At 53.3% G+C, this 26,073-nt stretch carries 25 protein-coding genes; 16 read left to right on the plus strand and 9 right to left on the minus strand.

The genetic code is table 11. The features are described from left to right. Positions 1-30 precede the first annotated feature (30 nt). Both ACE38U_RS17990 and dcuR read left to right on the plus strand, forming a co-directional pair. The gene (locus tag ACE38U_RS17990; protein WP_038475231.1) at positions 31-1,653 is read left to right on the plus strand and encodes a sensor histidine kinase; all 1,623 of its coding nucleotides are present in this window, start codon (positions 31-33) and stop codon (positions 1,651-1,653) included. Next, positions 1,650-2,369 (plus strand): two-component system response regulator DcuR, encoded by a 720-nt coding sequence (dcuR, locus tag ACE38U_RS17995; RefSeq protein WP_331636619.1) that lies wholly within the window; start codon positions 1,650-1,652, stop codon positions 2,367-2,369. Before ACE38U_RS17990 ends, dcuR begins: the two co-directional genes overlap by 4 nt. Here the strand turns inward: dcuR and ACE38U_RS18000 are convergent. Next, entirely contained in the window at positions 2,350-3,318 is a 969-nt protein-coding gene (locus ACE38U_RS18000; protein ID WP_375530277.1) for an FAD:protein FMN transferase, read from the minus strand. The two genes, dcuR and ACE38U_RS18000, sit on opposite strands and share 20 nt — an antisense overlap. 57 nt (positions 3,319-3,375) lie before the next feature. Then, the gene (locus ACE38U_RS18005; protein WP_375530278.1) at positions 3,376-6,156 is read right to left on the minus strand and encodes an NADH-dependent fumarate reductase; all 2,781 of its coding nucleotides are present in this window, start codon (positions 6,154-6,156) and stop codon (positions 3,376-3,378) included. A 619-nt stretch (positions 6,157-6,775) separates the two neighbouring features. Between ACE38U_RS18005 and ACE38U_RS18010 the strand changes: the two genes are divergently transcribed. From ACE38U_RS18010 to ACE38U_RS18035, 6 genes are all read left to right on the plus strand, one after another. After that, a complete protein-coding gene (locus tag ACE38U_RS18010; protein WP_304515773.1) occupies positions 6,776-8,287 on the plus strand; it encodes a DASS family sodium-coupled anion symporter in 1,512 nt (503 codons plus the stop codon). Between the two features lie 55 nt (positions 8,288-8,342). Further along, positions 8,343-9,992, plus strand: coding sequence for a class I fumarate hydratase FumA (gene fumA / locus ACE38U_RS18015; protein WP_038475242.1), 1,650 nt, complete (start codon positions 8,343-8,345; stop codon positions 9,990-9,992). Between the two features lie 112 nt (positions 9,993-10,104). After that, positions 10,105-11,412, plus strand: coding sequence for a sensor histidine kinase (locus tag ACE38U_RS18020; RefSeq protein WP_375530279.1), 1,308 nt, complete (start codon positions 10,105-10,107; stop codon positions 11,410-11,412). After that, entirely contained in the window at positions 11,412-12,029 is a 618-nt protein-coding gene (locus ACE38U_RS18025; RefSeq protein WP_176981877.1) for a response regulator transcription factor, read from the plus strand. Before ACE38U_RS18020 ends, ACE38U_RS18025 begins: the two co-directional genes overlap by 1 nt. A gap of 92 nt (positions 12,030-12,121) precedes the next feature. Continuing rightward, positions 12,122-12,619, plus strand: a complete 498-nt coding sequence (locus ACE38U_RS18030) for a GlcG/HbpS family heme-binding protein (RefSeq protein WP_375530280.1) — start codon at positions 12,122-12,124, stop codon at positions 12,617-12,619. Between the two features lie 18 nt (positions 12,620-12,637). Continuing rightward, the gene (locus ACE38U_RS18035) at positions 12,638-13,321 is read left to right on the plus strand and encodes an outer membrane protein (protein ID WP_081948172.1); all 684 of its coding nucleotides are present in this window, start codon (positions 12,638-12,640) and stop codon (positions 13,319-13,321) included. Positions 13,322-13,364: 43 nt separating this feature from the next. Here the strand turns inward: ACE38U_RS18035 and zinT are convergent, their stop codons facing one another. The 4 genes from zinT to ACE38U_RS18055 all read right to left on the minus strand — a co-directional run bounded on the left by zinT (position 13,365) and on the right by ACE38U_RS18055 (position 15,334). Then, positions 13,365-14,003: a metal-binding protein ZinT gene (gene zinT, locus ACE38U_RS18040; RefSeq protein ID WP_370527381.1), complete on the minus strand. Its 639-nt coding sequence runs from the start codon at positions 14,001-14,003 to the stop codon at positions 13,365-13,367. Positions 14,004-14,128: 125 nt separating this feature from the next. Next, positions 14,129-14,662 carry a phospholipase D family nuclease gene (locus ACE38U_RS18045; protein ID WP_511161099.1) on the minus strand — a complete coding sequence of 178 codons (534 nt, stop codon included), beginning with the start codon at positions 14,660-14,662 and terminating at the stop codon, positions 14,129-14,131. 2 nt (positions 14,663-14,664) lie between these two features. Continuing rightward, on the minus strand, positions 14,665-15,177 hold the full coding sequence (locus ACE38U_RS18050) for a GNAT family N-acetyltransferase (protein WP_038475255.1): 513 nt from the start codon (positions 15,175-15,177) through the stop codon (positions 14,665-14,667). A gap of 4 nt (positions 15,178-15,181) precedes the next feature. Next, entirely contained in the window at positions 15,182-15,334 is a 153-nt protein-coding gene (locus ACE38U_RS18055) for a hypothetical protein (protein ID WP_375530281.1), read from the minus strand. A gap of 433 nt (positions 15,335-15,767) precedes the next feature. Here ACE38U_RS18055 and ACE38U_RS18060 point away from each other — a divergent pair, with 433 nt between their 5' ends. The 4 genes from ACE38U_RS18060 to ACE38U_RS18075 all read left to right on the plus strand — a co-directional run bounded on the left by ACE38U_RS18060 (position 15,768) and on the right by ACE38U_RS18075 (position 19,821). Further along, positions 15,768-16,907 (plus strand): D-alanyl-lipoteichoic acid biosynthesis protein DltD, encoded by a 1,140-nt coding sequence (locus tag ACE38U_RS18060; protein ID WP_375530282.1) that lies wholly within the window; start codon positions 15,768-15,770, stop codon positions 16,905-16,907. A 126-nt stretch (positions 16,908-17,033) separates the two neighbouring features. Then, positions 17,034-18,152 carry an MBOAT family O-acyltransferase gene (locus tag ACE38U_RS18065; RefSeq protein ID WP_375530314.1) on the plus strand — a complete coding sequence of 373 codons (1,119 nt, stop codon included), beginning with the start codon at positions 17,034-17,036 and terminating at the stop codon, positions 18,150-18,152. Next, complete coding sequence (locus tag ACE38U_RS18070; RefSeq protein ID WP_375530283.1) at positions 18,149-19,582, plus strand: AMP-binding protein; 1,434 nt, start codon at positions 18,149-18,151, stop codon at positions 19,580-19,582. Before ACE38U_RS18065 ends, ACE38U_RS18070 begins: the two co-directional genes overlap by 4 nt. Positions 19,583-19,599: 17 nt before the next feature. Next, positions 19,600-19,821, plus strand: a complete 222-nt coding sequence (locus ACE38U_RS18075; RefSeq protein ID WP_038475264.1) for an acyl carrier protein — start codon at positions 19,600-19,602, stop codon at positions 19,819-19,821. Positions 19,822-19,908: 87 nt separating this feature from the next. Here the strand turns inward: ACE38U_RS18075 and ACE38U_RS18080 are convergent, their stop codons facing one another. Next, on the minus strand, positions 19,909-20,436 hold the full coding sequence (locus tag ACE38U_RS18080) for a hypothetical protein (protein WP_176981881.1): 528 nt from the start codon (positions 20,434-20,436) through the stop codon (positions 19,909-19,911). A 52-nt stretch (positions 20,437-20,488) separates the two neighbouring features. Then, positions 20,489-21,217, minus strand: a complete 729-nt coding sequence (locus ACE38U_RS18085; RefSeq protein WP_375530284.1) for an HNH endonuclease — start codon at positions 21,215-21,217, stop codon at positions 20,489-20,491. Positions 21,218-21,459: 242 nt separating this feature from the next. Here ACE38U_RS18085 and ACE38U_RS18090 point away from each other — a divergent pair, with 242 nt between their 5' ends. Beyond that, positions 21,460-21,774 (plus strand): PTS sugar transporter subunit IIB, encoded by a 315-nt coding sequence (locus ACE38U_RS18090; RefSeq protein WP_375530285.1) that lies wholly within the window; start codon positions 21,460-21,462, stop codon positions 21,772-21,774. 106 nt (positions 21,775-21,880) lie between these two features. On the opposite strand, the gene ACE38U_RS18095 is transcribed toward ACE38U_RS18090, so the two are convergent. Next, positions 21,881-22,357, minus strand: coding sequence for a WbuC family cupin fold metalloprotein (locus tag ACE38U_RS18095; RefSeq protein ID WP_375530286.1), 477 nt, complete (start codon positions 22,355-22,357; stop codon positions 21,881-21,883). A 495-nt stretch (positions 22,358-22,852) separates the two neighbouring features. Between ACE38U_RS18095 and ACE38U_RS18100 the strand changes: the two genes are divergently transcribed. From ACE38U_RS18100 to ACE38U_RS18110, 3 genes are read left to right on the plus strand one after another with little or no spacing between them, the layout of a single operon-like run. Further along, positions 22,853-23,761, plus strand: coding sequence for a helix-turn-helix transcriptional regulator (locus ACE38U_RS18100; protein ID WP_375530287.1), 909 nt, complete (start codon positions 22,853-22,855; stop codon positions 23,759-23,761). A gap of 3 nt (positions 23,762-23,764) precedes the next feature. Continuing rightward, positions 23,765-24,610, plus strand: coding sequence for a hypothetical protein (locus ACE38U_RS18105; protein ID WP_375530288.1), 846 nt, complete (start codon positions 23,765-23,767; stop codon positions 24,608-24,610). After that, complete coding sequence (locus tag ACE38U_RS18110; RefSeq protein ID WP_375530289.1) at positions 24,610-26,055, plus strand: hypothetical protein; 1,446 nt, start codon at positions 24,610-24,612, stop codon at positions 26,053-26,055. The genes ACE38U_RS18105 and ACE38U_RS18110 overlap by 1 nt, the downstream gene beginning before the upstream one ends. The last annotated feature ends 18 nt before the right edge of the window (positions 26,056-26,073 follow it).

A 26,073-nucleotide genomic window follows, 5' to 3' on the forward strand; every position in this document is an offset into this window, starting at 1 on the left:
TCAGCGTTTGCGCCCCGGACCGGAACAACCATGAGCGACACGAAGCCCCCGCAAACAACGGCCAAACGCCCGATGAAACTCAGCACCTCGGTGACGCTGATGCTGTGCGCCGTCATCGGCTCGGTGCTGCTTGTGGTCTATGCGCTGTATTTTATTCAGATAAGCAACGCCACCCGCAGCGGCCTGAAAGACACCGCGCTGGCGGTGGCGAGAACCCTGGCCGACGACCCGACCATCAAATACGGCCTGACGCAGCCGCACGGCAAAGACATTATTCCGCCGGTCGCCACCCGCGTGCAGGAACGTAACGATCTGCTGTTCGTGGTGGTGACCGACATGAACGGCATCCGCTTTTCACACCCTCAGCCCGGCAATATTGGCTCCCATTTTATCGGTGATGACATTTTCCCGGCCCTGGAAGGCAAAGAGAACGTCTCGATAAACCACGGCGTGCTGGCAGAGGCTTTACGCGTATTTACCCCGGTTTATGACGAGCAGCATAAGCAGATTGGCGTGGTAGCCATCGGTATTTCGCTCAGCAAAGTGGACGAGCAGATCAGCAAAAGCCGCTGGAGCGTGCTCTGGACGGTGTTGTTCAGCGCCCTGTTCGGCTCGCTCGGCACCTGGGTGCTGGTGCGCGTGCTGAAGCGCATTCTGTTCGGCTTCGAACCGTATGAAATTTCCGCGCTGTTCGAGCAGCGCCAGGCGATGCTTCAGTCCGTTAAAGAGGGCATTATCGCCGTTGACCGCGAGGGCCGGGTAACGCTCATCAACCACGCGGCGCGCAAGCTGCTGCTCTCCCCGGACGATTTCCGCCTCGGCAAAACCGTGCCGCCGGGGCCGCTGGTGGCGACGCTGTGCGAAGTGCTCCACACCGGCACGTCAATTCAGGACAGGCAAATCATCAGCTACGGCCGGCTGGTATTGTGTAATGCCGTGCCAATTCGTATAAATAACCAGGTGATCGGCGCCATCAGCACCTTCCGCGACAAAACGGAAATCAATTTGTTGACCCAGCGTGTAGACGGCATGGTGAATTATGTCGACGCGCTGCGCGAGCGCTCACACGAGTTTATGAACAAGCTGCACGTGATCCTCGGCCTGCTGCAGCTTAAGCATTACGACAAGCTTGAAGAGTACATTCTGCAAACCGCGAGCAATTACCAGACGGAAATTGGCACGCTGCAGAGCAAAATTAAGTCGCCGGTGATTGCCGGGTTCCTGATTGGCAAGATTAACCGCGCGCGTGAAGCGGGCCATCACCTGGCGCTTGCCGAGGAATGCCAGTTGCCGGACAACCCGAACGAGCTGCAGGTGATGGCGCTGATTACCGCGCTGGGCAACCTGATCGAAAACGCGCTGGACGCAATGAGCGGCCAGCCTGACGGCGAAGTCGGCGTCCTGCTGCATTACCAGAACGGCGTGCTGAGCGTCGAAGTGAGCGACGACGGGCCGGGCATCGAGCCGGACCATATTCAGTCTATTTTTGACAAAGGCTACTCCACCAAAGGCGAGCAGCGTGGCGTAGGCCTGTTCCTCGCCCGGCAGCAGATTGAGCGGCTTGGCGGCAGTATTCAGGTGGAGTCAGAACCCGGCGTCTTCACCCAATTCTTTGTGCAGTTACCCTGGGATAGTGAAAGGAACAATGCGTGATTAATGTCTTAATTGTTGATGATGATGCGATGGTCGCGGAGCTTAACCGCGCCTACGTCAGCCAAATCCCGGGCTTTAGCTGCTGCGGTTCCGCCTCCACGCTGAAACAGGCGCGGGAGATGGTCAGCAACCCGGAGTTAAAAATAGATTTAATTCTGCTGGATGTGTATATGCAGCAGGATAACGGCCTGGATCTGCTGCCTACGCTGCGTGAAGCGGGGAAAACCATCGACGTGATCGTTATCTCGTCGGCGGCCGACGCGGCCACCATCCAGAAGTCGATGCACTACGGCGTGGTCGATTACCTGATTAAACCGTTCCAGTTCCCGCGCTTTGAAGAGGCGCTAACCAACTGGCGCGAAAAGAAAAACCTGATGGGCACCCATAAATATTATGAGCAGGCTGACGTCGACCGTCTGCTGCACGGTGGCTCGCCGGTGGTGGCGGACGCCAAGCGCCTGCCGAAGGGGCTGACGCCGCAAACGCTGCGCACCATTTGCCAGTGGATCGACACGCACCCAACGGAAGAGTTCTCCACCGACGAGCTGGCGGCGGCGGTGAATATCTCTCGCGTGTCATGCCGTAAGTATCTGATCTGGCTCGCACAGATTAATATTCTGTTCACCAGCATTCACTACGGCATGACCGGCCGCCCGGTTTACCGCTACCGCCTGCAGGTTGAGCAGCTTGGCCTGCTTAAGCAGTACTGCCAGTAATCAGTTGGTAGCCGTCAGCCAGTAACGTAAAGCGGAACTGGCTGGCGGAAGAGAGAATAATCTCTCGCCTTTTGGTCACAAAAATCGCCTCGATATCGGGGCGATTTGCCAACACCGCACAGCCTTTTTCTACGCCCATGCCATAAATCAACGTGGTCCAGATATCCCCGTCTATGGAGTCGGTGGAAACGATCGTCACGCTATCAAGATCGTTGTCCAGCGGGTAGCCGGTACGCGGATCGAGAATGTGGTGATAGCGTTTGCCGTCCAGTTCGAAATAGCGCTCGTAAACGCCGGACGTCACCACCGACTTGTTTGCCACCTCAATCACGCCCAGCATCTCGTCGGGGCCGCTAAACGGCTTTTTCAGGCCAATGGACCAGCCGCCTTCCGGCGAGCCCAGGGTCTGCACGTTGCCCCCGAGATTAATCAGCCCCTGCTCCACGCCCTGGCGCTTCAGGAAGTCACGTACGCGGTCGGCAATATAGCCCTTGGCTATCGCGCCAAGATCGATTTCCATGCCGGTATGCGCCAGATAAACGCTGCCTTCGGCTTCGTCCAGCACCACCTGATGCGGCTGCGTGCGCGGCAGCAGCGCGGCAATATCCTGCTCCGGCGGGACGCTGTCGCCCTTGAAGCCAATCTTCCAGCGTTTCACCAGCGGGCCGATGGCCAGATTAAAGATACTGTCGGGAAACAGGCTGGCGGCTTTCGCGCACTTAATAAGCTCAAACACCGGGCGGCCGACGGTGACCGGGTGCCTGCCCGCGGCGTGATTAATGCTCATCACCTGGGATTCGGCCCGGTTAACGGTCAGGAGGTCTTCGTATTGTTTAATCAGGCGGAACACCTGAGAGGCGAGCGTTTCGTTATGTTCGAACAGTTTGAGGAGGATGGGCGAGCCCATTAATACCGCGGAGTACCCGTAAACACCTTCGGTTTGTGACATAGCGGCTCCTTTAGCTGAAAGGGTTGCGCCCCGGCACTGGCCGGAGCGCATTCGGGCTTAGCGTTTTGCCCAGCTTGCCGCCTGATGGCCCGCCTGGGTACCAAAGACAATAATATCAGCCACCGCGTTACCGCCGATGCGGTTTCCGCCGTGAATCCCACCGGCCACTTCACCCGCGGCGAACACGCCAGGGATAACCTGATGCTGTTTATCCAGCACTTCGGTTTCAGCGTTGATGGTCACGCCGCCCATGGTGTGGTGCACCCCTGGGGCGATACGGATGGCGTGGAACGGACCATCTTTAATCGGGTTACGCAGCGCGGTTTTACGGCCAAAATCTTCGTCGTACTGATTTTCCACGAAGCCGTTGTAACGCTCAAGCGTGGCGAGGAACGTGTGGTAATCCATGCCGAGTTTTTCCGCCAGCTCGCGTGGACCTTCAGCGCTAACCACAAAGCCTTTGGCGATGTACTCATCCGCCGCTTTGTTTTTAGTGCGCACGTTCTCGTCGAACACGATATAAGCGAATTTCTCCGGCAGCGCGATAATCTGCGCCGACACTTTATCGCGGGTTTCCATTTCGTTAAAGAAACGGCTGCCTTTCTGGTTCACGAGGATAGCCCCGCCGCCGCGAATGGACTCAGAAATCAGGTACGACGTAGTTTGCTCTACGGTTGGGTGAATCTGAATTTCGCCCATATCCACCGTGCCGGCACCCAGTTTTTCCAGCAGGGCGATACCGCCGCCGGTCGCGCCTTTATGGTTAGTAGTTACAAACCCTTCCAGGTCAGGACGGTATTTCACCACCATCTGGCTGTTGGCGCTGAAGCCGCCGGTCGCCACGATAACGCTTTTCGCGTGCACCGTGAGCGCTTCGTTTTCGTCCGTCAGCAGCGCTACGCCGCTCACCGCGCCCTGCTCAAACAGAATGTCCGTTACCGCCGTTTCCATCAGCACGTCGATGCTGCGTTTGTTGATGTTACGCAGCAGGCCGCTGATCAGATAGCCGCCAACCGCCGATCCGTCGCGAGGGCGGTGGGTACGGTCAATGCTCATCCCGCCGGTGGTGGTGATGTCGTTCAGCATGATGCCGCGGTCCGCCAGCCACTCAATCGCCTGCGGGGCGTTTTCCACAAAGCGGTGCAGCAGCTCAGGGTTGTTTTTGTTGTAGCCGCCCTTCAGGGTTTCGGCGTAGAACAGCTCTTTGCTGTCGAAAATGCCTTTTACGCGCTGGAAGCGAGTTTCCGCCGCGTTCATCCCGGCTGAAGCCTTAACGGTGTTCCCGCCGATGGACGGCATTTTCTCAACGATCAGAACGCTGGCACCTTCGTCATGCGCCTGAATCGCCGCCGCCAGACCGGCACCGCCGCTGCCTACGACCACAACGTCGTAGCTCTGCGGGGCGCTAACGCCGCCGCTTTCTTCAAACGCCTGCTGTTTGCTGGATTTCACCATCGCTTTAGAAACGGCTTTTTTCACCGCTTCGCTCTGGGACGTTGCGCCAGAAATGGCGTCCACAAACGGCGAGTTAGCGGTCAGAATGCGGGTACGAATTTCTTCGAAGTTAGTGGTGAATTCAACGTCGTCCTGTGGGCCAGAGGCCAGCGCGATATCGGCGATACGATCGCTGTCTAAGCTGACGTTGATCACCAGCTGGTTGACGTCATCGCTAACGGTTTCTTCGAAAATCCCCGGTTTGAACTTAGAGGCGCCGCCCATGCTCATGTCGCGGATCATCGCCTCGACCAGCGAGAAGCGCCACAGCGGCTCAGGGATGGTCAGCTCTTCACGTTTGGTGCTGTCGATAAACAGATCCAGCACTTCGCCGTTGGCGATGCGGGCAGTCCAGTCCGGGTAGGCGATGCAGGCGCGGCCTACGGCCACGAGGTCATAACCGTGCTCCAGCGCGGTTTCCACGTCGGAAGCATTCACGATGCCGCCCACGCCCATCACCGGGATCTGCGCCAGCGCCTCTGAACGCATTTCGCAGTATTTGTTGATCAGCGGCGTTGGGTCAGTGGTGTCGTTGATCGACGGACGCAGCGAGTAGCCCAGGGAGAAGTGCAGGTAGTCCAGACCGCGAGCGGCCAGTTTTTCCAGCAGGTACATGGTGTCGTCAAAGCGAATCCCAGGGACTTCAAGCTCTTCCGGGGAGAAGCGATAGCCGATGATGAACGCGTCGTCGGCGTACTGGCGCACCATTTGATGGGTGATATCCAGCACAGCGAGCGGGAACTTAGCGCGGTTGTCGCGGCTGCCGCCCCATTCGTCGTCGCGCTGGTTTGAGTTCGGGGAATAGAACTGCTGGATCAGGTAGGTGTTTGCGCCGTGAATTTCCACGCCGTCAAAACCGGCCTGAATTGCGCGGCGAACGGCGTCACCGAATTTGCCCACCATGCCTGCCACTTCTTCAGTGGTCAGGGCGTTCGGCGTAGCTGCGCCGTCACGAGGTGCAGCCAGCGCGCTTGGCGCAACCGGCGTACGGCCACCGATGAGCTTAGGGTCGACCATGCGGCCGCCGTGGTAAATCTGCAGCAGTGCTCTGGAGCCTTCACCCTTAATCGCGGAGGCGATTTTCGCCAGTCCGGCAATTTTCTCGTCGTTATCAATCCCGATAGCGCCCGGGAAAGCGAGGCCCAGATCGTCAATAAAACAGCATTCCACCACGATGGTGCCGATGCTGCCGGCGCGTACGCGGTAGTATTCCACCAGCTCTTCGGTCACGGTGCCATCAAAATACCCGGTACAGGTGGTCATCGGTGCCATTAACAGACGATTTTTTAACGCCGTACCGTTAGGTAAAGTAAATGGGCTTAACATGTGTTTGTCGGTGCTCATAATGTCGACTCCAAACTTTAAATTTTAAAACTGAGAATTGGGTTGCTGGCACTATTTTCATTCTGGTTATTGGCCATTTCGCATATCAACAATATAAGACTATTTTTAGTTACCAAACTATTTACGTTAGTTTAAAAACTATTGAAGAACGGTGATAACACAATTACCCACAACGTGTTATTAATTAAAATATAAAAGATAACAGATTATTAAATTAATATAACATTTCAGTTACCTTGCTCACGAACAACAAAAACACAAGCCAGGCCTTACAAGGAGCGGAATCGAGTCAGCTTAAACCACTAAAAATGGACTTAAAGGCGCATTTTTAATGATCAAATTGATAACTTTTTTGCGTAAATAACCCTGCAAACAGGCGAACTATTATTTTTTTATAAAAGAATAAACAGAATGCTGTTTCTTGATCTCGATCAATTGTCATATACCCCGAAAGCGCAATATATAATTATCCAAAGAATTTAATTCACCGCTGATAAAAAGCGATGAATGGTTATTTCCGCTACAACCAGAAACCAACATTTAATTAATAAAGAAAGTTTAAAAACTAAAGTAAGCGGAAATAAAAACAGAATCCTTAACTCCTTATAACGGTGTCATTATGAGTGTAATAACCACCAATCTACCGCCGCTCAAAGAGAGCACTAAAAAAGCAGGCAGCAACAAACGTTGGCTGATGATGGCGCTGCCCGTCATTGTGGCATTGTTGCTGCTGTTGGTTCCGGTTCCGGACGGCCTGCCGCCGTACGCCTGGCACTTCTTTGCTGTCTTCGTCGGCGTCATCGTCGGGCTTATCTTCGAGCCGCTGCCGGGCGCCGTTATCGGCCTGACCGGGATCGTCGTCATTTCGCTCGGCAGCCAGTGGCTGCTGTTCAGCCCGGAGCAAATGGCCGACCCGAAATTCAAGCTGGCAGGTGCCTCCTTTAAATGGGCGGTCAGCGGCTTCGGTAACTCTACCGTCTGGCTTATCTTCGGCGCGTTTATGTTCGCCGCCGGCTACGATAAAACCCAGTTTGGCCGTCGCCTGGCGCTGATTCTGGTGAAATACCTTGGCCGTCGCAGCCTGACGCTGGGCTACGCCATTGCCTTCGCCGACCTGCTGCTGGCGCCGTTTACCCCGTCCAACACCGCACGTAGCGGCGGGACAATCTACCCGATTATCGCCAACCTGCCGCCGCTGTACGGCTCTAAACCTAACGACCCGAGCGCACGTAAAATCGGTTCTTACCTGATGTGGGTGGCGATTACCGCAGCCTGTATCACCAGCTCAATGTTCCTCTCTGCCCTGGCCCCTAACCTGCTGGCGCTGGCGCTGGTGAAAAGCATCGTCGGGATCAACATCTCCTGGGGCATGTGGTTCCTCGCCTTCCTGCCGCTTGGCCTGCTGTTACTGCTGACCATGCCGCTGCTGGCCTACTGGCTCTACCCGCCTGAAGTGAAAGTGAACGACGAAGTGCCGAAATGGGCGAGCCGTGAGCTGGAAAAACTGGGCAAACTGTCCCGCAACGAAATCCTGCTGCTGGTGTTCGTCTGCTCCGCGCTGGTGATGTGGATCTTCGCGGCAAGCTGGATTGAGCCTGCGCTGGCTGCCCTGCTGGTTATCGTCCTGATGCTGTGGACCGGCGTCCTGAACTGGAACGACATCACCAATAACAAAGCGGCGTGGAACACCTTCGTCTGGTTCGCCACCCTGGTTGCCCTGGCCGATGGTCTGTCTTCTACCGGCTTCATCTCCTGGTTAGGTAAAGAAGGCGGCGCGCTGATGACCGGCATCGCCCCTGGCACCGCGACCATCGTGCTACTGCTGGCGTTCTACCTGCTGCACTACCTGTTTGCGAGCACCACCGCGCATACCACCGCGCTGCTGCCGGCGATGCTGACCATCGCCTCCACCATTCCGGGCATGAATATGGAAGTGTTCTGTCTGCTGATGGTGACCTCGCTGGGTATCATGGGCATCATCACCCCGTACGGCACCGGCCCGAGCCCTATCTACTACGGTAGCGGCTACCTGCCAACCAAAGATTACTGGCGCCTGGGCACCATCTTCGGCGGCCTGTTCCTGGTCGCGCTGCTGGTGATTGGTTATCCGTGGATGTCCCTGATGTTCTGATTTAAAGCCGCTGGAGGGTGACCTCCGGCGGTTTATTTTTATGGAGTAATGAGCTATGTCGAACAAACCTTTTGTTTACCAAAATCCCTTCCCGCTGGCGCATGACGACACCGAATATTACCTGTTAACCCGCGACCACGTTTCCGTCAGCGAATTTGAAGGCCAGTCCATTCTTAAGGTGGATCCTCAGGCGCTGACCCTGCTGGCACAGCAGGCGTTTCACGATGCGGCTTTTATGCTGCGCCCGGCCCATCAGCAGCAGGTGGCGAGCATCCTGAGCGACCCGGAAGCCAGCGAAAACGACAAATACGTCGCGCTGCAGTTCCTGCGTAACTCCGAAATCTCGGCCAAAGGCATTCTGCCAACCTGCCAGGACACCGGCACCGCCATCATCATGGGTAAAAAAGGCCAGCGCGTCTGGACCGGCGGCGGCGATGAAGCGGCGCTGTCTCAGGGCGTGTACAACACCTATATTGAAGATAACCTGCGCTACTCTCAGAACGCGGCGCTGGATATGTACAAAGAGGTGAATACCGGCACCAACCTGCCAGCGCAGATTGACCTCTACAGCGTGGACGGCGACGAATACAAATTCCTGTGTGTGGCTAAAGGCGGCGGTTCGGCCAACAAAACCTATCTCTACCAGGAAACCAAAGCGCTGATCACCCCGGCGAAGCTGAAAAATTACCTGGTTGAGAAAATGCGTACCCTGGGCACCGCAGCCTGCCCGCCGTACCACGTGGCGTTTGTTATCGGCGGCACCTCCGCTGAATCTACGCTGAAAACCGTGAAGCTGGCGTCGACCCATTACTACGACGGTCTGCCAACCGAAGGCAACGAGCACGGCCAGGCGTTCCGCGACGTGCAGCTTGAACAAGAACTGCTGGAAGAAGCGCAGAAGCTCGGCCTGGGCGCCCAGTTCGGCGGCAAATACTTCGCCCACGACATCCGCGTGGTTCGCCTGCCGCGTCACGGCGCATCCTGCCCGATCGGCATGGGCGTCTCCTGCTCCGCCGACCGTAACATCAAGGCGAAAATCAACAAAGACGGCATCTGGATTGAGAAACTGGAAAGCAACCCAGGCAAATACATTCCGGAAGCATTGCGTCAGGCCGGGGAAGGCGAAGCGGTGAAAGTGAACCTGAACCGCCCGATGAACGAGATCCTCGCTCAGCTGTCCGGGTTCCCTGTTTCCACCCGTCTGTCGCTCAGCGGCACCATCATCGTGGCGCGTGACATCGCCCACGCGAAGCTGAAAGAGCGCCTGGACAACGGGGAAGAGCTGCCGCAGTACGTGAAAGATCACCCGATTTACTACGCGGGCCCGGCTAAAACGCCTGAAGGTTATGCCTCTGGTTCCCTGGGCCCAACCACCGCAGGCCGCATGGATTCCTACGTGGATCAGCTGCAGGCCAACGGCGGCAGCATGGTAATGCTGGCCAAAGGTAACCGCAGCCAGCAGGTGACGGACGCCTGCCACAAACACGGCGGCTTCTACCTCGGCAGCATCGGCGGCCCGGCTGCCGTACTGGCGCAAAACAGCATCAAGAGCCTTGAACTGGTGGAATACCCTGAGCTGGGTATGGAAGCCATCTGGAAAATCGAAGTGGAAGACTTCCCGGCGTTTATCCTGGTGGATGACAAAGGCAACGACTTCTTCCAGCAGATCCAGAACAAACAGTGCGCGGGCTGTAACAAACACTGAGTTTTCTAAAAGCTGAACAAGACGGGCACACAAGCGCCCGTCTTTTTTTTGCCTAAAAGTTACTCCATACTGAAGCCCACGTTTTAACCCGTCGCCGACAAAAGGACTCCGCATGTTAAGGATAATCAGCTGGCTGCTGCTCACGCTGCTTAGCTGCGCGGGGCTTGGTGCCTGGTTCTTGCAGCAGCAGTACGAAGAGAAGTCCGCCGACTTCCGCATTCTTTATCGTGAAATTACGGTCAAGCTGTCGCAGCACGACGCCATCATCCCGCTGCTGCCGGCCAGTCAGGACGCCGGTGAAGTACAAAAGATCCTGCCGCAGCTTGTCCTGTGGCGGCGGCATAACAACCTTGAACCGCGCCTGCCCGTCGTTGCTGAAGCCCATGGCCGCTACTGGCTGAACCGCCCTAACCTTTCGCTGCTGATTGATCTCCCGACGTTGCTCGACACGCTCGGCGAGAAAAAGAACTTCAGGCATCTGGCCATCAGCTGGAATAACACAATACTTTGCGAACATGGCGACGCCGCCGCAGATTACTGGCGGTGGGATAAAACCGTCGCCAGCCCTACGCAGCCGTTTTTAGTTTCGGTCAGCGACAGCCCTGAATGGGCGAAGCTGCCCTGGTGGCTTATCTTTTCTCCTGCACTTTTCTGGGCGCTGGCGATTTATTTGCTGACGCTGTATCAGGCGAATAAGCGCCGCCGGGATATTGCCGATCTACGCGCCCGCTACGCCGAACTGACGCGGCTGAATACCATGGGGGAGCTGGCGGCAGGCATGGTGCATGAGCTAAACCAGCCGCTAACCGCCGTTATGAGCTACAACCAGGCGGCGGTGAGGCTGATCAAGCAGGAGAATCCGGCCCAGGTTCCTGACCTGCTGGATGCCGCCGTGCTACAAATCAAGCGCATCGACGCCCTGCTCAGCCAGTTCCGCCAGAAGCTCACCAGTGAACGTGCCGAGTACCAGCAGGTCGATCTCCAAAGACTTTGGCAGCGGGTGTGTAAACTTCTGGATAACGAACTTCGCGGCGGCAAAATCCGCGCCACCAGCCAGTTTGCTGACGACCTGCCGCCGCTGTTTGCCCCGCCGCTTTGGTTGGAGCAAATCCTGCATAACATCGCCAGTAACGCGATTCAGGCACAAACCGGCGGTACAGGCTGGATACATCTGGACGCCAGGATTGAAAATCAGGGTATCGCGCTGACGCTGACCGACGGCGGGCCGGGGCTTTCCCCCGAAGCGCTGGAACAGGTCTTTATCCCGTTCTTCACCACCCGTGCGCAAGGCATCGGGCTGGGAATGGCGCTCGCCGATACGCTAATACAGCGCCTGAACGGCACCATTGAAGCCGGCAACACGCCAGGAAGCGGAGCCTGCTTCCGCCTTTGGTTCCCGCTACGGGATGAGGAGAAATAATGGAACCGCGCATCTGGCTGATTGACGATGACGCCGCCATTCGCGACTCGCTGAGCCTCCTGCTTTCTACCGTCGGCTGGCAAACTCACGCTTTCGACAGCGCCCTGGCTTTTCAGCAGCACGCCGGTGACCTTAGCCAGCTCGACGGCTGCATGCTGCTGGATATTCGGATGCCGGGAAAAACCGGGCTGACGCTGCTGGAGGAATGGACGCAGCAAGGCCTGACGCTGCCGGTGATTATCATGACCGGACACGGCAACATCGACCTGTGCCGCCGGGCTTTTAAGAACGGTGCCTTTGAGTTTCTGACCAAGCCCGTTGATGCCGATCTGCTGTTCGAGGCCGTCGGGGCGGCGATGGAACAGCAAAAGGCCCGGTTTGAGGCACGGCAAAAATGGCGGCCGCTGCAGGAGAAACTGGCGACGCTTACCGCGCGAGAAAAAGAGATGCTGGAGCAGCTCATTCAGGGTTATTCCAGCAAGGAAATTGCCCAGCAGTGCTCGCTTTCCCCTCGCACCGTGGAAGCGCACCGCGCCAATATTTTCTCCAAGCTGGAAGTGAATTCCCTGCCTAAGCTGCTAAAAACCTACGGCGACATCGCCAAAGAGCCTAAGTAAAACTACCTGGAAAGTTAGGTGTTCGCGTCAATTTCCCGCCTGCGCCTCGTTTCATAATATTGCCCCATAACCAACAACTCTGGAGCAACATCATGAAACGTCTTCTGTTAAGCGCCCTGCTGCTGGGCGGCATCGTCTCTACCGCCAGCGCCGCCACCGGCGTGCTGAGCCAGAAAAACATCTCCCTTGAGCTGGCCGACAAGCTGGCACAAAGCGTCCTTCAGATGTGCGCCAAAGATAACTACAACGTGGCTGTCACCGTGGTTGACCGCTCAGGCACGCCGCTGGTGATGAAGCGCATGGACAACGCCGGGCCGCACACGGTGGAAGCCAGCCGCATGAAGGCCTTCACTTCCCTGACCACTAAAAACCCAACCGACAACGTGATGAAAGGCTCTCAGTCCAACGCGGGTGCGGCCAATATGCGTGATATCCCAGGCTTCCTGCTGCTGGCGGGCGGCGTGCCGGTGAAGGCCGGTGAACAGGTGATTGGCGCGGTCGGCGTCGGCGGCGCACCGGGCGGCCATCTGGATCAGGCCTGTGCGCTGGAAGGGCTGAAAAGCATTGATAAAGAGCTGAACGCGGGCTAACACGACAAGGTGCGGGATATGAATCACAAGAAAAGTTTACTGGCGCTGGCGCTTTTGCTGAGCGCTGGACATGCCGTCGCGGCCACCAGCGATGAAGGCTACTACGCCTCGGCGAAATACGTGCACAGCGAACAGCGTGCCAGCGACCAGGACACCAGCAGCCGCCCGGGCGTTGGCCAGTTTGTTGACGGCAAAGAAAAAGACAGGCTCGGCGGCGCTTCGCTGGCGGCGGGCTACCAGTACGGCAACGGCTGGCGCACCGAAGGGGAATACACCTTCCGCCAGAAAACCGAGTTTACCAGCGGCTCCACCGCTTTCCCGACAAGCTTCAACCACCTGAAGCTGAACACCGAGCGGCTGATGCTTAACGTTTATCGCGACTACGATCTCGGCTATGGCGTGTCGCTATTTGGTACCGCTGGCGTCGGCGTTGCAAAAGTGAAAGCCGGCGGCTGGCAGGGCAACACGTCCCGTGAATATGCCGACAGCACGCAAAACAATCTCGCTTATTCGCTGGGCGCGGGCGTCAGCTACTCGCCAGTCGATCGCCTGAGCATCGACGTTGGCTACCGCTATGTGGATATGGGAAAAGTGGAAAGTGGCTACAACACTTTCGGCAACGTGCGCGGCCTGAAGGACGAGCAGATGAAGGCTCGCCTGGCCTCCAGCGAGTTCACCATTGGGACTCGTTACCTGTTCTAAGCGTCAAAGCAGCGGGCCGCGAAGACGCGCCCGCTTAACTTCGTTAGTGATGCAGCATCTCGTCGACAACCTGGGCTTTGGTCATATTGTACGGGTAAAACGTCGGCCAGTTATCCATCTCTTTCAGCAAGGCATCTTGTGATTCACTCCCCATAAAGATATGGAAATGCTGCGACTGACGCGGGGCAATGATGTGGTCGCTAAACTGGACGAACTTCGGCGCTTTTGACTGCGCATCTTTGCACTCAAACAGATAACGAACGCCCTTCTTTCCCGAGGTGTAGGTCAGGATTTTGTGTCCGGCGTAGTCGTAGCGGCAGCTTTGCACCTCTTTGCCGACGTGAAACTCGATGACGTTATTTTCAATACCCATCGTCTCCACGTTTGTCGCATAGCCCTTTTGGTAATACGCCCGGTACTCCGCCAGGCTCTTGCCACTCTTTTTGGCTTTTTTCTCCAGCACAGGATCCAGATCCCCGCTCAACAGATACGGATTGACCGACTGCCAGACGCCGTCCCAGTCGGACAGGGCGCGATCTTTCACGTTCACGTCGTCAAAGATCCCTTCACTCGCCTTTTGTTCCACTTCCGTCAGCGGCTTGCCGTGATGATGACCGTGCGCCAGCGCCTGATGCCCAGCCAGCAAAACGCCCATGCCCAGAATAAACGCCGATTTTCTCATGATCATAATGTCCCCTTGTGTATCCCTTACACGAAAAGAAAGAACGTTATAACATAACAAATAAAACATCAATCAGGTTTTCAAAAGGGCTCACAAGGACGAGTGAAGGTATGGGGTGGAAAAGTTTATTGAATTAATTTGAAAGGCACGCCCAGCGCCCAGCGGCTTTCCCAGTGGGAAACGTACTGGCGGGCGATGTCCGGCATATCGCGGAGCACCACCACGTTTTCGCTGTTTTCTGTTTCCGCTGAAGGCGCGTAATTAAACGAACCGGTTTCAACGGTTTGATCATCCACGATGATCGTTTTGTCGTGCTGGATGTGATAATGCCCGTCGATGCGCAGCTGAATGCCGTTCGCGACGGCGAAGTTCATCGCTTTCAGGCTGGCTTTGTTCTGATTGCGCTTTTTATCAACCACTACGCGCACCTCAACGCCCCGCTTTTTCGCGTCCACCAGCGCCTGAGCAATGTCGGGAGCCTGGAAGGAGTAACCTATCATGCGGATAGACTTTTTCGCCCCGGCGATAACCTGCAGCACAAGCGCCCGCGCCGAGCCTTCCGGCGAAAAGCCAACCTGAACGTTCGGTGTGGCAATGGCCGCCGCAGGCAGGCTCAGTGCGGCAATCAAAAAAGCAGACAGAAGACCTGATTTGATCACGTTTAAAGACTCCTGCCCAGAATATGTATGGTGCTGGTTTGCGTGGCGCTGGAAAACGTTTCGCTGGTTAAGTGGCGCATACCCTGGGCCTGGTAAAACCGCCTTGCGCCGAGGTTCCCCTCCAGCACTTCCAGCCAGAGGTAACTCTGCTCTCGTTTCTGCGCCAGCTGCAGCACTTCTTCGAACAGCAGCCTGCCGTAGTTTTTACCCGTCTCGCCGGGCGCCAGGTAGAGCTTGTTAAGCAAAGCGCCGGCAAAAGAATGCTCCGGTACCGGGCGGTTCCAGCTGATTTTGGTAAACCCGACCGGCTTTTCAGCCTCGGCAATAAACCAGCTGACCGTAGGATCGGCCAGGCTTTCGGCCAGCGTATCCTGGGCGTATTCCTGCTCAATAAAGGCCTGAAGTTCCTCATCGGAAACCCAATACTGTTCAAAGTGATAGCGATAGCTGGTGCTACCCAGCGCCGCCAAAAGCGGGGCATCTTCAGGTTTTGCTCTGCGTATTTTCAAACTCATGGCATTAACTCACGGTGAAGGTTTCAGGCAACTCATAACGGAACGGACAAACATATTGCTCCAGCCGCCGATAAAATGCAGCTTTATTTTCTTTATCCCTTCCACGACAGGTAGCCAGGTACGCCATGAAAATAAAAGCCAGTAAAATCAATGCCATTAACAACACCCAAAGCATCAATATATTAAATTAACCTTAAGAATTTATTTTATTTACCACTATTTAAAATATTACTCAAAAACATCACTCATAAATAAACAATTAAGTTCCTCCGCCGGTGAAAAAAGTTATTTCTCTCATCTTTGCTTATCCGCCGGGCATTGATTGTCTTTATCATAAATCGATACAGGAGAGATCGACAACCTGACATAAACGACCGTGAAAATCCCCACAGCCTGACCAGATTTATGTTGACATAACGCCGCTAATTATTATTACCCCGCTACGTTCATTGTACATACCGTTACACAGCAACGCTCATCATCGGGGGGATGCCTGGTATATAGTGCTGCGGTACACAGGGATGGTTTGTTGTGTTGATAAAAAATAACAAATTTTAAACAAACGGTAGTCATGTAACCTTACATTAATAATGAACATCAAAAATACACTCTGCCTGCATATCCTGATGGCGCTTCTTGCCGTCTTGCTCCTTTGCGTTCCCGCCCTGGTGACGAGCTTCTCCACGCCGCTAACATTCCAGCCGTTGATTAAATCAATGGAGGGCACGCCGAAAGAACAAAAAGAGAAAATAGCGACGATTTCCCATGCATTACAAGGCAATGCGCTATTTTTCCTCGGGGCCTCCGAAGTGTCGACCTCGGAAGATGAACATTACGCGGTATATAATTACTTTAATAAGCAATTACATCAGCCGGTGGTGGCCTACGGGGATAGTTATGTGGATAACATCACTCAGTTCCTGCTGCTTTCGCGTTTTAAAAATGACCTTAACGCAAACAGTAAAGTGGTTCTGTTGTTTGCCCCGGACAGTTTTTATTTTGACACAATTCCTCCAGCCATTTTTGCCGATCATTTCCCGGCCGCTATTTTTAATCCCCTGATGGAGGATGAAAAAGCCCGTCCTTACCTCGTCAATTATTTACATCACATTGATAGAGAGGACATTAGCCATTTAACCTTTGGCGAAATGAAAATATATGGCTGGCATCCGCAAATTATTTGGCAGGAAGTTAATTATGAGTTTGCTAACTTCTGCACGATGGTCAAAAACCACTGGCTGGCGCTGCTGCGTATTGTGCCTGAGACGCACCGCCCCTGGCCGCAATCGGCTAAAAGCTACGTGGCTCCCGATTGGAACCAGCAGCTGGCTCACGCCCGTGAGTTAAACCTGGTCCGCCAGGAAAGCGCCGCGACGTTGTGGATGGACAAAAGCGTTTATGACGACGAGAAAGCGGCGGAAGAGTGGTATGAAACGCCGGTGGTAAACAGCCAGATGGAAGCCTTCAAGGCCACCATCGAGTTGCTGAAGTCGCGCCATGCCCAGTTTGTGGTGATTGTTGACCCGCTTAACCCCTGGGCGCTGAAAAACCCCCAAAAATTCCAGCCCGTCGACCGCCAGATCAGGGCATATCTCGAGCAAAACCAGGTGCGCTATTTCGATATGTACGCCCAGCCTTACCAAAACGGCTGGAACTGGGACCGCCTGCATCCGACCGAGCTGGCGTGGGTCGCCATGGACCGCTTTATTGCTGAGAGCTTCGCACGATGAAAACCGCCGTTCGCCTGTTTGTACTTTACCTGCTGCTGGCGGTGACCATTATTGCGTGGTCGTCCGTGGACGACAGCATGAATATCAAAGTGCACTTTGAATACCAAAAATTCTGAAGGATGAATGATGTATAGCTCCGGGACATTTTTTTTCTTTCTGTTTTCATCGGCGCTGCTGTTTGCGCTGGTTAACCGCATATTGCATTACCGGCTAACCTACCTGGCGGCTTTTTCCGTCATCGCCGCGCTGGCTTGGGGATATATTTTCCAGGGCGACTATCTTGTTCCGGGAGCGGTATTCTTTGCGTTTTATCTTCTCGTCACCTTCAAAGAGAAAGGCTGGCTAAAGACATGGCAGGCGGTCAGCCTGACCCTGCTGCCGCTGTTTTTAGTAAAACTCCACCTGAATAACCACTGGGGCATGATTGGCCTGTCGTTTATGACGTTCCGCGCCATTGACGTGCTGCTCTACCGCAGCAAAAAGGACGGCCGCAACTTTTTGCATTACTTCTGCTATCTGTTTATGCCGTTTGCGATCCTCGCGGGCCCGATGTACCGCTGGAGAACCTGGGTTAACGATATCAACCAGCCGGTGTTCAGGCTTGAGCGCGCACAGTTTCTGCTGGCCGTGGAGCAAATCGTCACCGGCATTGTGCAGAAGTTCTTATTCGCGATGCTTCTCGACAATCTGGTGATTGAGTCCTGGAGCCACCGGCCGTTTACCTTCACCGTCGGCGTGGTGATGTCGCTGGCCTACAGCGCCTACCTCTATTTTGATTTTGCGGGCTACAGCAATATGGCGATCGGCGCCGGGCGTCTGTTTGGCCTGAACATTCCGACCAACTTCAATATGCCGATTCTGGCTAAAAACCCACAGGACTTCTGGCGTCGCTTCCACATCAGCCTGTCTGAATGGCTGCGCGATGTGGTCTTTATGCCGATTTACATGAATCTGATGAAGCTCGATTTCTTCCGTCAAAACAAAACTCTGGCACAGAACGTGGGCATTTTCTGCACGCTCTTTTGCATGGGGGCATGGAACGGGCTTGAACGGCACTATGTCATCAGCGGCGCGCTGTTCGGCGCCATTTCCGTCGCGCATAACATGCTGCTGTGGTCAGCCAAAAGCAGCCCTGCTTTGAGCAACGGGTTACGCCATCCGGTTATCGCGTTTTTAGGACGAATTCTGACGCTGGCAAGCGCCGCGGCCTCCCTCTACATCTTTAGTGGAATGTCACCTCTATGAACCTTCACCCCGAGCTTCATGAACTGCAGGATTTTCTGCGAGCGGCATTACTCGATCCCGCTCGCCCACACCAGTTAGCCATCAGCGGCAGCGATAGCGCCCTGACCTGGCAGCAGCTTTCTAGCGCCGCAGCCGACTGGGCGCAGCGTTACGCGCAGCACCAGCAGCCGGCGGGCACGCCGGTAGTTTTGTACGGGCATCAGCAGGCCGAGTTTGCGGTGGCTATCTATAGCTGCCTGCTGCACAACATCCCGTACATTCCGGTGGACTGCATCTACCCGCAGGAGCGTCTGAAAGAGATCTGCCAGCTTGCCAGCGCTCCTTACTATTACGATGTGGTAACGAAGCAGTTTGTGGCGACCGGAGAAGCGGGCAGCGTGCTGGCCGAACCAGATTTGGCCTACATCATGTTTACTTCAGGCAGCACCGGGAAACCGAAGGGCGTGCAGATTGGCCGCGAGAGCCTGTGGCACTTTATGCAGTGGGTGCGCCAGGACTTTGCGCTGCCGGACGTGCCGGTGCTGATGAACCACGCGGTATTCAGCTTCGACCTTTCCCTTATCCCGCTGCTGGCAAACCTCGCCACCGGCGGGCACATCGTGCTGAATGCGAAAGAGGACATCGCCGCTGAGAACTGGCTTGAACGCCTGAAAACCAACGGCGTATCGGCCTGGGTTTCCACGCCATCTTTTGCCTACCAGAAACTGCTTTCCCCGCAGTTTAACGGCGACTATTTACCCGAGCTGAGCGTGTTTGTATTCATCGGCGAAGTATTAAATAAGGCGCTGGTAAAACAGCTGCGCCGCCGCTTCCCGCAGGCCAAAATCCTGAATTCCTATGGCCCGACGGAGGCGACCATCGCCACCACGGTGATTGAAATTACCGACGAGATCCTGCACAGCGAAAACGACGTGCTGCCGGTGGGCACCATGATGCCGGAGTCGAGGATGGAAATTACCCCGGAAGGTGAGCTGATCATCTGGGGGAAAAACGTCATGCGCGGTTACCTCGGGCTGCCGCAGGAAAACGCGGCGAAATTGCTGTACCGCGAAACTGAGCAGTACCGGGGCTACCGGACCGGCGATCTCGGCTACGAAGACGGGCTGCTTTACTGCCAGGGCCGCAACGACAGCCAGATCAAGCTGAACGGCTACCGCATTGAGATCAACGAGATTGAAAACCGCCTGCTGGCGATGTCCGGCATTAGCGAGGCCGTGGTGCTGCCGCTGATGAAGTCCGGCGGCGGCGTGCTGCGTATTGCGGCGTTTTGCGTCACCGGCCTGGCGCCGGAAGCCATCAAAACGTCGCTGTCGAAGGTGATCCCGCCTTATATGGTGCCTTCACAAATCATTATTAAAGACGCTTTGCCGCTGAACCCTAACGGCAAAATCGACCGCAAGCTGCTGGACACCCAGGCTCGCACGAATTAATGACTCAGGAAACAAAGATGGAACAAGAAATTCTCGCCCTGTTTGAAAAAGTGTTGTCCCGCAAAGTGGGCTTTAACGATGAGCTGATTGAGTCCGATATTCTCGACTCTATTCTGGCGGTGGATCTGGTACTGGAAGTGCAGGACGTGTACGGCTGCACCATTCCACCAACTGAAGTGGCGAACGTGCTGAAAACCCCGGCGACGCTTGCCGGCTATATTGAAGAAAACCGCGGCTAAGCGTTTCTTGCGGCAGATTGGAAGCCCCCGGGAGTTACTGCCTCCGGGGGCTTTTTATTTCAAACGGACTTTATCAGCCTGAAAGAATTACTTTTTCAGATACAACGCGGCGTTAAACTGTGGCTGCTGTTCCTTCAGGAAGGCGTCAACAGATTCAGTGGATTTTCCATACAGATGGGTGCCTACCGGTAAATCGACCATTTTAGTCCCCAGCACCAGGGTAAATACCGGCTGATATTCGCTGCGGTATCTTACTGCGGTGGTGATTTCTAATTTTGCTGCTTTAGTCAGCGTCAGGCTTTCTGCCGTTGTTTTCTCGTCTTCTTTGCGGCCTTTATTGATTAAATTCGCCAGCTCGGTGAGCTTGTCTTTAAAGGCGACTTTATAATCATCCGCATTAGCCTGTTCCAAAAACTCCTGATTCGAGACGTTGTCATCAAAGATCATTTTCACCGAGACAACTTTATGCTCATCGTAGATGTTACCCAGCTTAACGGAACCGCCGGTGACGGAGATAATATTTTCATTCTTGAATAAAACCGGGCCGGAACTAATTAAGGATGAAACAATAAGGGCAACACCCACGATGGCGCTGCCAGCAATCACTGACTTCATTATAAATTCCCTGAGGTATTTTTGGTGCCAGGATTATAAAGCACCCGGGTTGTTATTTAATAGCCCCATTGACTTTAACCAACTCAAGTTCGCCAAAGTGTGCTTGCCGGTGGCAGTTTGGGCATAACGCAATCGCATTCTCTACCGAGTCCTCCCCTCCTCTGGAAAGCCATTCAATGTGATGCACCTCCAGATAAGGTGTTCCATCGGCCTTCTTAAACGGTGCTTCGCGTTTGCAGCCCTGGCATGTCCCATTTGCTCTGAACAATGTTTCAGCCACAACGTATGGATTACGCTTGAATGCACGGCTGGTCACTTCTATAACTTCAGGACTTTTACTTTCTGCCGCTAAAATCTGCCTGCGCTGGGCCGGCGTTAGCCTAGATGCCCGATCTACGGCCTCTTCAAATTCAGACTTTACTTCCCGGAAGCACCATTTTCCCTGAAGATCCTCGTATAGCTCCCACACGCCATGTATTGCCGGGTTATAAATTTCGAAAATGTTGCCTCTTTTGAAGAGCCGATCGTATTGGTGATGGCGATGTGTTACATCGTCAGTGCGCCGGGCCGTTTTATTGAAACTCCAATAGCTGCGGTTGCAGTTAACGGTGTTAACGATAAGGTTTGCATTAGTGTTATCTTTATAATTCGGGAATTTATTTCTTAGATATTCATCAACCTGAGACACGGTAGCCCCCCCCATCATTTCCACGACCTTGACGGTGGTTGATCTTATAGGAAGATCGCCGTATTTAAATTTACGACCAGATTTATTAGCCACTTAAGCTCCCTTATCTTAAATTAAGATTCATTCAATACTATCGAGAGTCTATATTTCGTACAACTACCAGATTTAATATTCCAAAGACGAAACTTCTTTAAGAAACCTAAAAGCAAAAAGATAACAACGGCAAGTTGTAAAGATGGTTTCTCTGGCAGTTTTGTCTGCAAACATGAACCCACACACACTTTATGGTTACCACCAGGAATAGTGTATGCCTCAGTAATCAAGAGGACATACTCATGAAAAAGTTACTCATATGTTGCCTGTTCGGGAACACGGCCGGTTCTCTGGCGAAGAAAATGCAGAAAGTAGCGGACGAGGAAGGTTATAAGCTGCTGGTCAGCGCCGTAGGGCTGGATAACTTTGCCAGCGTCCAGCCTGCATTTGATGGTTTTCTGGTTGCGCCGCACATTCAATACAAGCTCGATGAAATCAGGGCTACCGTCGGAGTACAACGACCGATTGCCGTGATAGAAAGCCTGCCCTATGCGTCACTCGATGGCGACCAGGTACTCCGCTTTGTGCTTGCCACATTCCCGGAGATGGCCAGTTAGGTTACTTACAGTTGAAAACACGAGATAAGAACGGGCTAAAGCCGTTGTATACGGCTTTACGCTTATTTCGCCAGGCCAGGAAAGAGTATGGGTGGGTGCGGTAATATTACAGGGAAAAACCGCCATCTCCCACTTGCGCCAGGGCATACCATTTCACCAGCTCAGCCGTTCCCGGCTCGTTCTCGGCGGGTGCCCATGGGGCCATATCTTGCTCAGCTACAGGCTGGTACGCCCCATGTTTTACCTCAAAAATAACCCCACCTTTATCCAGCGACAACACCGCATGCCAGGTCCCAGCCTCCGTCTCCAGCACCTTGCAGTCTTCACCTAACACAACGCGGTGGGTCACGTTGCCATTGTCATCAAAATTCAATACCAAAAAGCGCCCGCTAAGGGATGTCAGCAGCTCAAACGTATGCGGGTGGCGGTGAGGGCGAACATAGGTACCCGGCTCCATAGCAATAGCCAGGCGCTGAACAGGATCGCTCAATTCAGGATGGAGATTACGATGGGCACGTAAGCGAGGAGAGCTTGCGGCTTGCTCGCTTTGTTTTTGTAGATCGCTGAACGTAATTTGTTTCATATTAACCTTTGTGAATGTAGGTCGCTCACGGCAACCAGGACCCCGGATGTCGCAAGGTTTTATGCTATCTCAACCGACGATTAGCCACGGCTTTAGCAGTACAAACCTCTGCCCGGATTATAGACGCTGCGGCTGATGCCCCATAGCCCCAGAACGAGTCTATTTACAATGTCACGGGCGTTCCGATCGAGGCTTGCTTCAGAATGGCTATGCGCTGGTTGGCAGTAAAACGCTTTTTTATGGGGTGTCCTTATGTAGCTGATGAGGACATTGGTCACATTGGGGTGTGTTAATTAATGGGGAGCTGGTCAGCGACTACCTGCAGGAGACTGATTATGTTATTGACCGCAAAAGCCACTAACTGACTTTTCGACTTAATCTCCTTAAGTTATGTGAAAAATTTGCCGATATGAAAACATGATCCTCCAATCGCTACTGACATGCCCTGTCAGTAGCGATTGGTAATCTCAAGGAAAAATTACAAGGAGAACGCGCATGAGCGGGCATGAGGTTATGGTACAAAGAATAACCGCTATTATTGCGGAACTTTACCAGTGCGGTTTTGTATCACGTAAGAAGATGATGGACGAATTCAACATCAGTGAACGTACTTTGTATCGTGATCTTAATCGTCTGGGCGACAGAATCATCCCCGATGGTGATGGTATTTACAGGCTGGCTCCCGCTTACGCTAAACCTCTGGCTCTCAAAGAACAACAAAATCTCATCAGTGTCCTGGGCATGGCAGAATTATTCCCCGCAAAAAAAATATTCTCCCAGCCTGACCTGACTTCACTAATCATCAGAGCGCTGCCCGGAGATCCAGAAGCGAAACGCATATTTGAGAATAACTATAGTTTGTTCGATAAAGCGATTCGTGAAAATAACCTTTGTGAATTTCATTATAAAGGGAAACATCGCACCGTCGCGCCTTATAATCTTATTAATATAAAGAGCGTCTGGTATCTAGGTGCGGTAGAGAATGAAAAGGTTAAAGGATTTCAGCTCACCAAAATTCATTGGCTGAAACTTAAACCAGAGTACTTCACACCACAACCCCATATCACGCAATATTTTGCTGAAGAAGATGATGTCTGGTTTTCTTTGGATAAGCAGACTGTACTCCTTAAAATTTCAGCCGACGTAAGCTATTTTTTTAAACGTAGAAATGTACTTCCTGCCCAAAAGTTAATTCGTCAGGAACCTAATGGCGACTTGATCGTGCAAACCAAAATGGCACACGAAAACCAGCTATTTCCATTACTACGTTATTGGTTACCAAACCTCACTATTATTTCCCCAGTTGGCCTACAACAACATTTTTATCAGAAGCTCAACCAGCAGATAATAGAAATGAAATCCCATAGCAGTGAAATTATTTTTGACAACATACAGCAGGAGTAAAAAATGTTACGTGGTTCAGAGAGAAAAGAAGCATTAACCAGTCTCAAAAGTGCAACTAACCGTTATGAAGTACAGGCTAAAGACACTCAGGATGAGATCACTGCCCTCTTTCTTTTACGCCAGAAATGCAGCATGAACCTTATTGCTCGTGGTGAAAATTTTGTTAATCGACTGGCGAATACGCCCAAAGAATTTGATAAATCCTGGAGTGAATTGAAAGCGAAAATCGCTGAATTTGATAACGTGGTGGAAAAACTGGAAGAAGAATACCGCGCATCACATATTGGTAAAGGAACGGCTACTGCGGGGGTTGCCGTAGGAGCAGGCGTCGCCGCATTTGCCCCTACGGCTGCGCTGGCGGTCGCAACAACTTTTGGTACAGCATCCACGGGTACCGCTATCGCTACGTTAAGCGGAGCTGCCGCAACAAATGCAGCGCTGGCATGGCTCGGCGGCGGCGCACTAGCTGCGGGTGGAGGTGGTATGTCGGCAGGAAGCGCACTACTGGCTCTGGCGGGTCCAATAGGCTGGGGTATTGGTGCTGTAGGCATCGCTGGCGGAACCTTACTGGCACGTCGCAAAAACGGTAAAATCATTGATGAAGCACAACGGGAAGAGCGCCAAGTTCGCGCAAAAACCAGCGAACTTCGGGTAATGGAACGTGGTGCGCAAGAACTCAAGATGCTCACATCCGAACACTATCATGGTACAGAAAGCATTGTTGATGTGCTGGAAAAGACTGCGCCGCAAGATTATTGCCAGTTTAATACCCATCAGAAAGATCAATTAGGAGCATTGATTAACCATATCAATGCATTATCAAAACTGATCAACAAGAAAATCCAGTAATGAGCAATAACCATAATGCAGTTGGCGATCAGCTTATCGGCAGCGCGGTTAACGCCATTAATCAGACCCGCATTGATAATGAACTGGTAAAACTATCGCAGCAGGATCGTGCATTTGAGTTGGCTGGCGAACAAATGCAAAAGGTGCGTGATTTCATCGCATCACCGGGTAACATCCTGGGCTCTATGAGCACCAAACACGGTGAGATTGCTGAGCAGGTAGAGGTTGGCGTACGCAACTCTCGCCAGGCAATAGAAGAAAGTGTTCAGGATGCCTCAGATCTTAGCGCCACGTTTGACGGAGTGGGTCGAACCGCTCCGGCAGATTATATGATAGATGGCATTGACGTACAGTCAAAGTTTATCAACGGAGTTAATAATAACCTGAATCATGTCCTTCAGCACATGGAAACCTATCCCAATTTCACCCAGGGAGAATCCTTTTACCATATCCCCAAAGACTCCTGGCAAACGATTCAGGATGTTATTGGTGGAAAGTCGGTGGAGGGCTTGAGCGAAAAAACAATACAGGCTATCAGGGATAAAGTTGCGGAAATTGAAAGTACAACGGGAAGATCCTTTAATGATGTCGTGCATCCTGGAATCTCGGATTACAAAGATGTTCAGTGGGGAAAAATTGACGAAACGCTTGATAATCATGATCAGGAATTAGCGGAACAGAACGAGGAAAAAAAAGCAGAAATTATTGATGATCACCAACCTTCCCTAAGTGAAGGTATGCGCGCAACCACAATGGGAGCAGCTTTCGGTGGAACCTTTGCTCTTGTAACGGGTATATATAGCAAATATCGTGACGGTAAAAATATATTTCGTGGAGAGTTCAATGGACAGGACTGGCAGGATGTCGGCTTAGATACATTGAAAGGTGCCGCTATCGGCGGTGTGTCTGCCGGGGCAATTTATACCCTGACCAATTATGCCTCTCTGGGAGCCCCGTTCGCCAGCGCGCTGGTCACTGCCGCTAAAGGTGTAGGCAATCTTGCTCTCTCCTATCAGCGCGGTGAGATTAATGCTGATGAATTTACCGATCTTGGCCTTATCATCTGCGCGGAATCAGCCATTGTTGGCGCAATGTCTGTCACAGGTCAGGCAATCATCCCTGTACCTGTTTTGGGGGCATTGGTTGGTTCTATCTCAGGGAAGTTTATGGTTACCGTAGCTAAAAATCTGGACTGTAAAGCACGCCAATTGCTGGCGAAAAAAATGGAACAATTTACATGTCGCTTAAGTGAGATTGAGCAGAAAGCACTTAACCGAATTCTGAACGAGTTCGCGGCGCTAGGCGAGCTCACCGCAGCTGCATTTAACGTGGAAAACAACCGCCAGTTGCTGGAAGCAAGCATCACGCTTGCCCAAGCTCACGGTGTTGAAGAGGCGAAGATAATCAAAAATGCGGATGACCTTGACACATTTATGATGGCATAGCACTCGAATAAAAATTAC

This window comes from Cedecea selenatireducens (assembly GCF_042138895.1).
In the GTDB taxonomy this organism is placed as follows: domain Bacteria; phylum Pseudomonadota; class Gammaproteobacteria; order Enterobacterales; family Enterobacteriaceae; genus Cedecea; species Cedecea selenatireducens.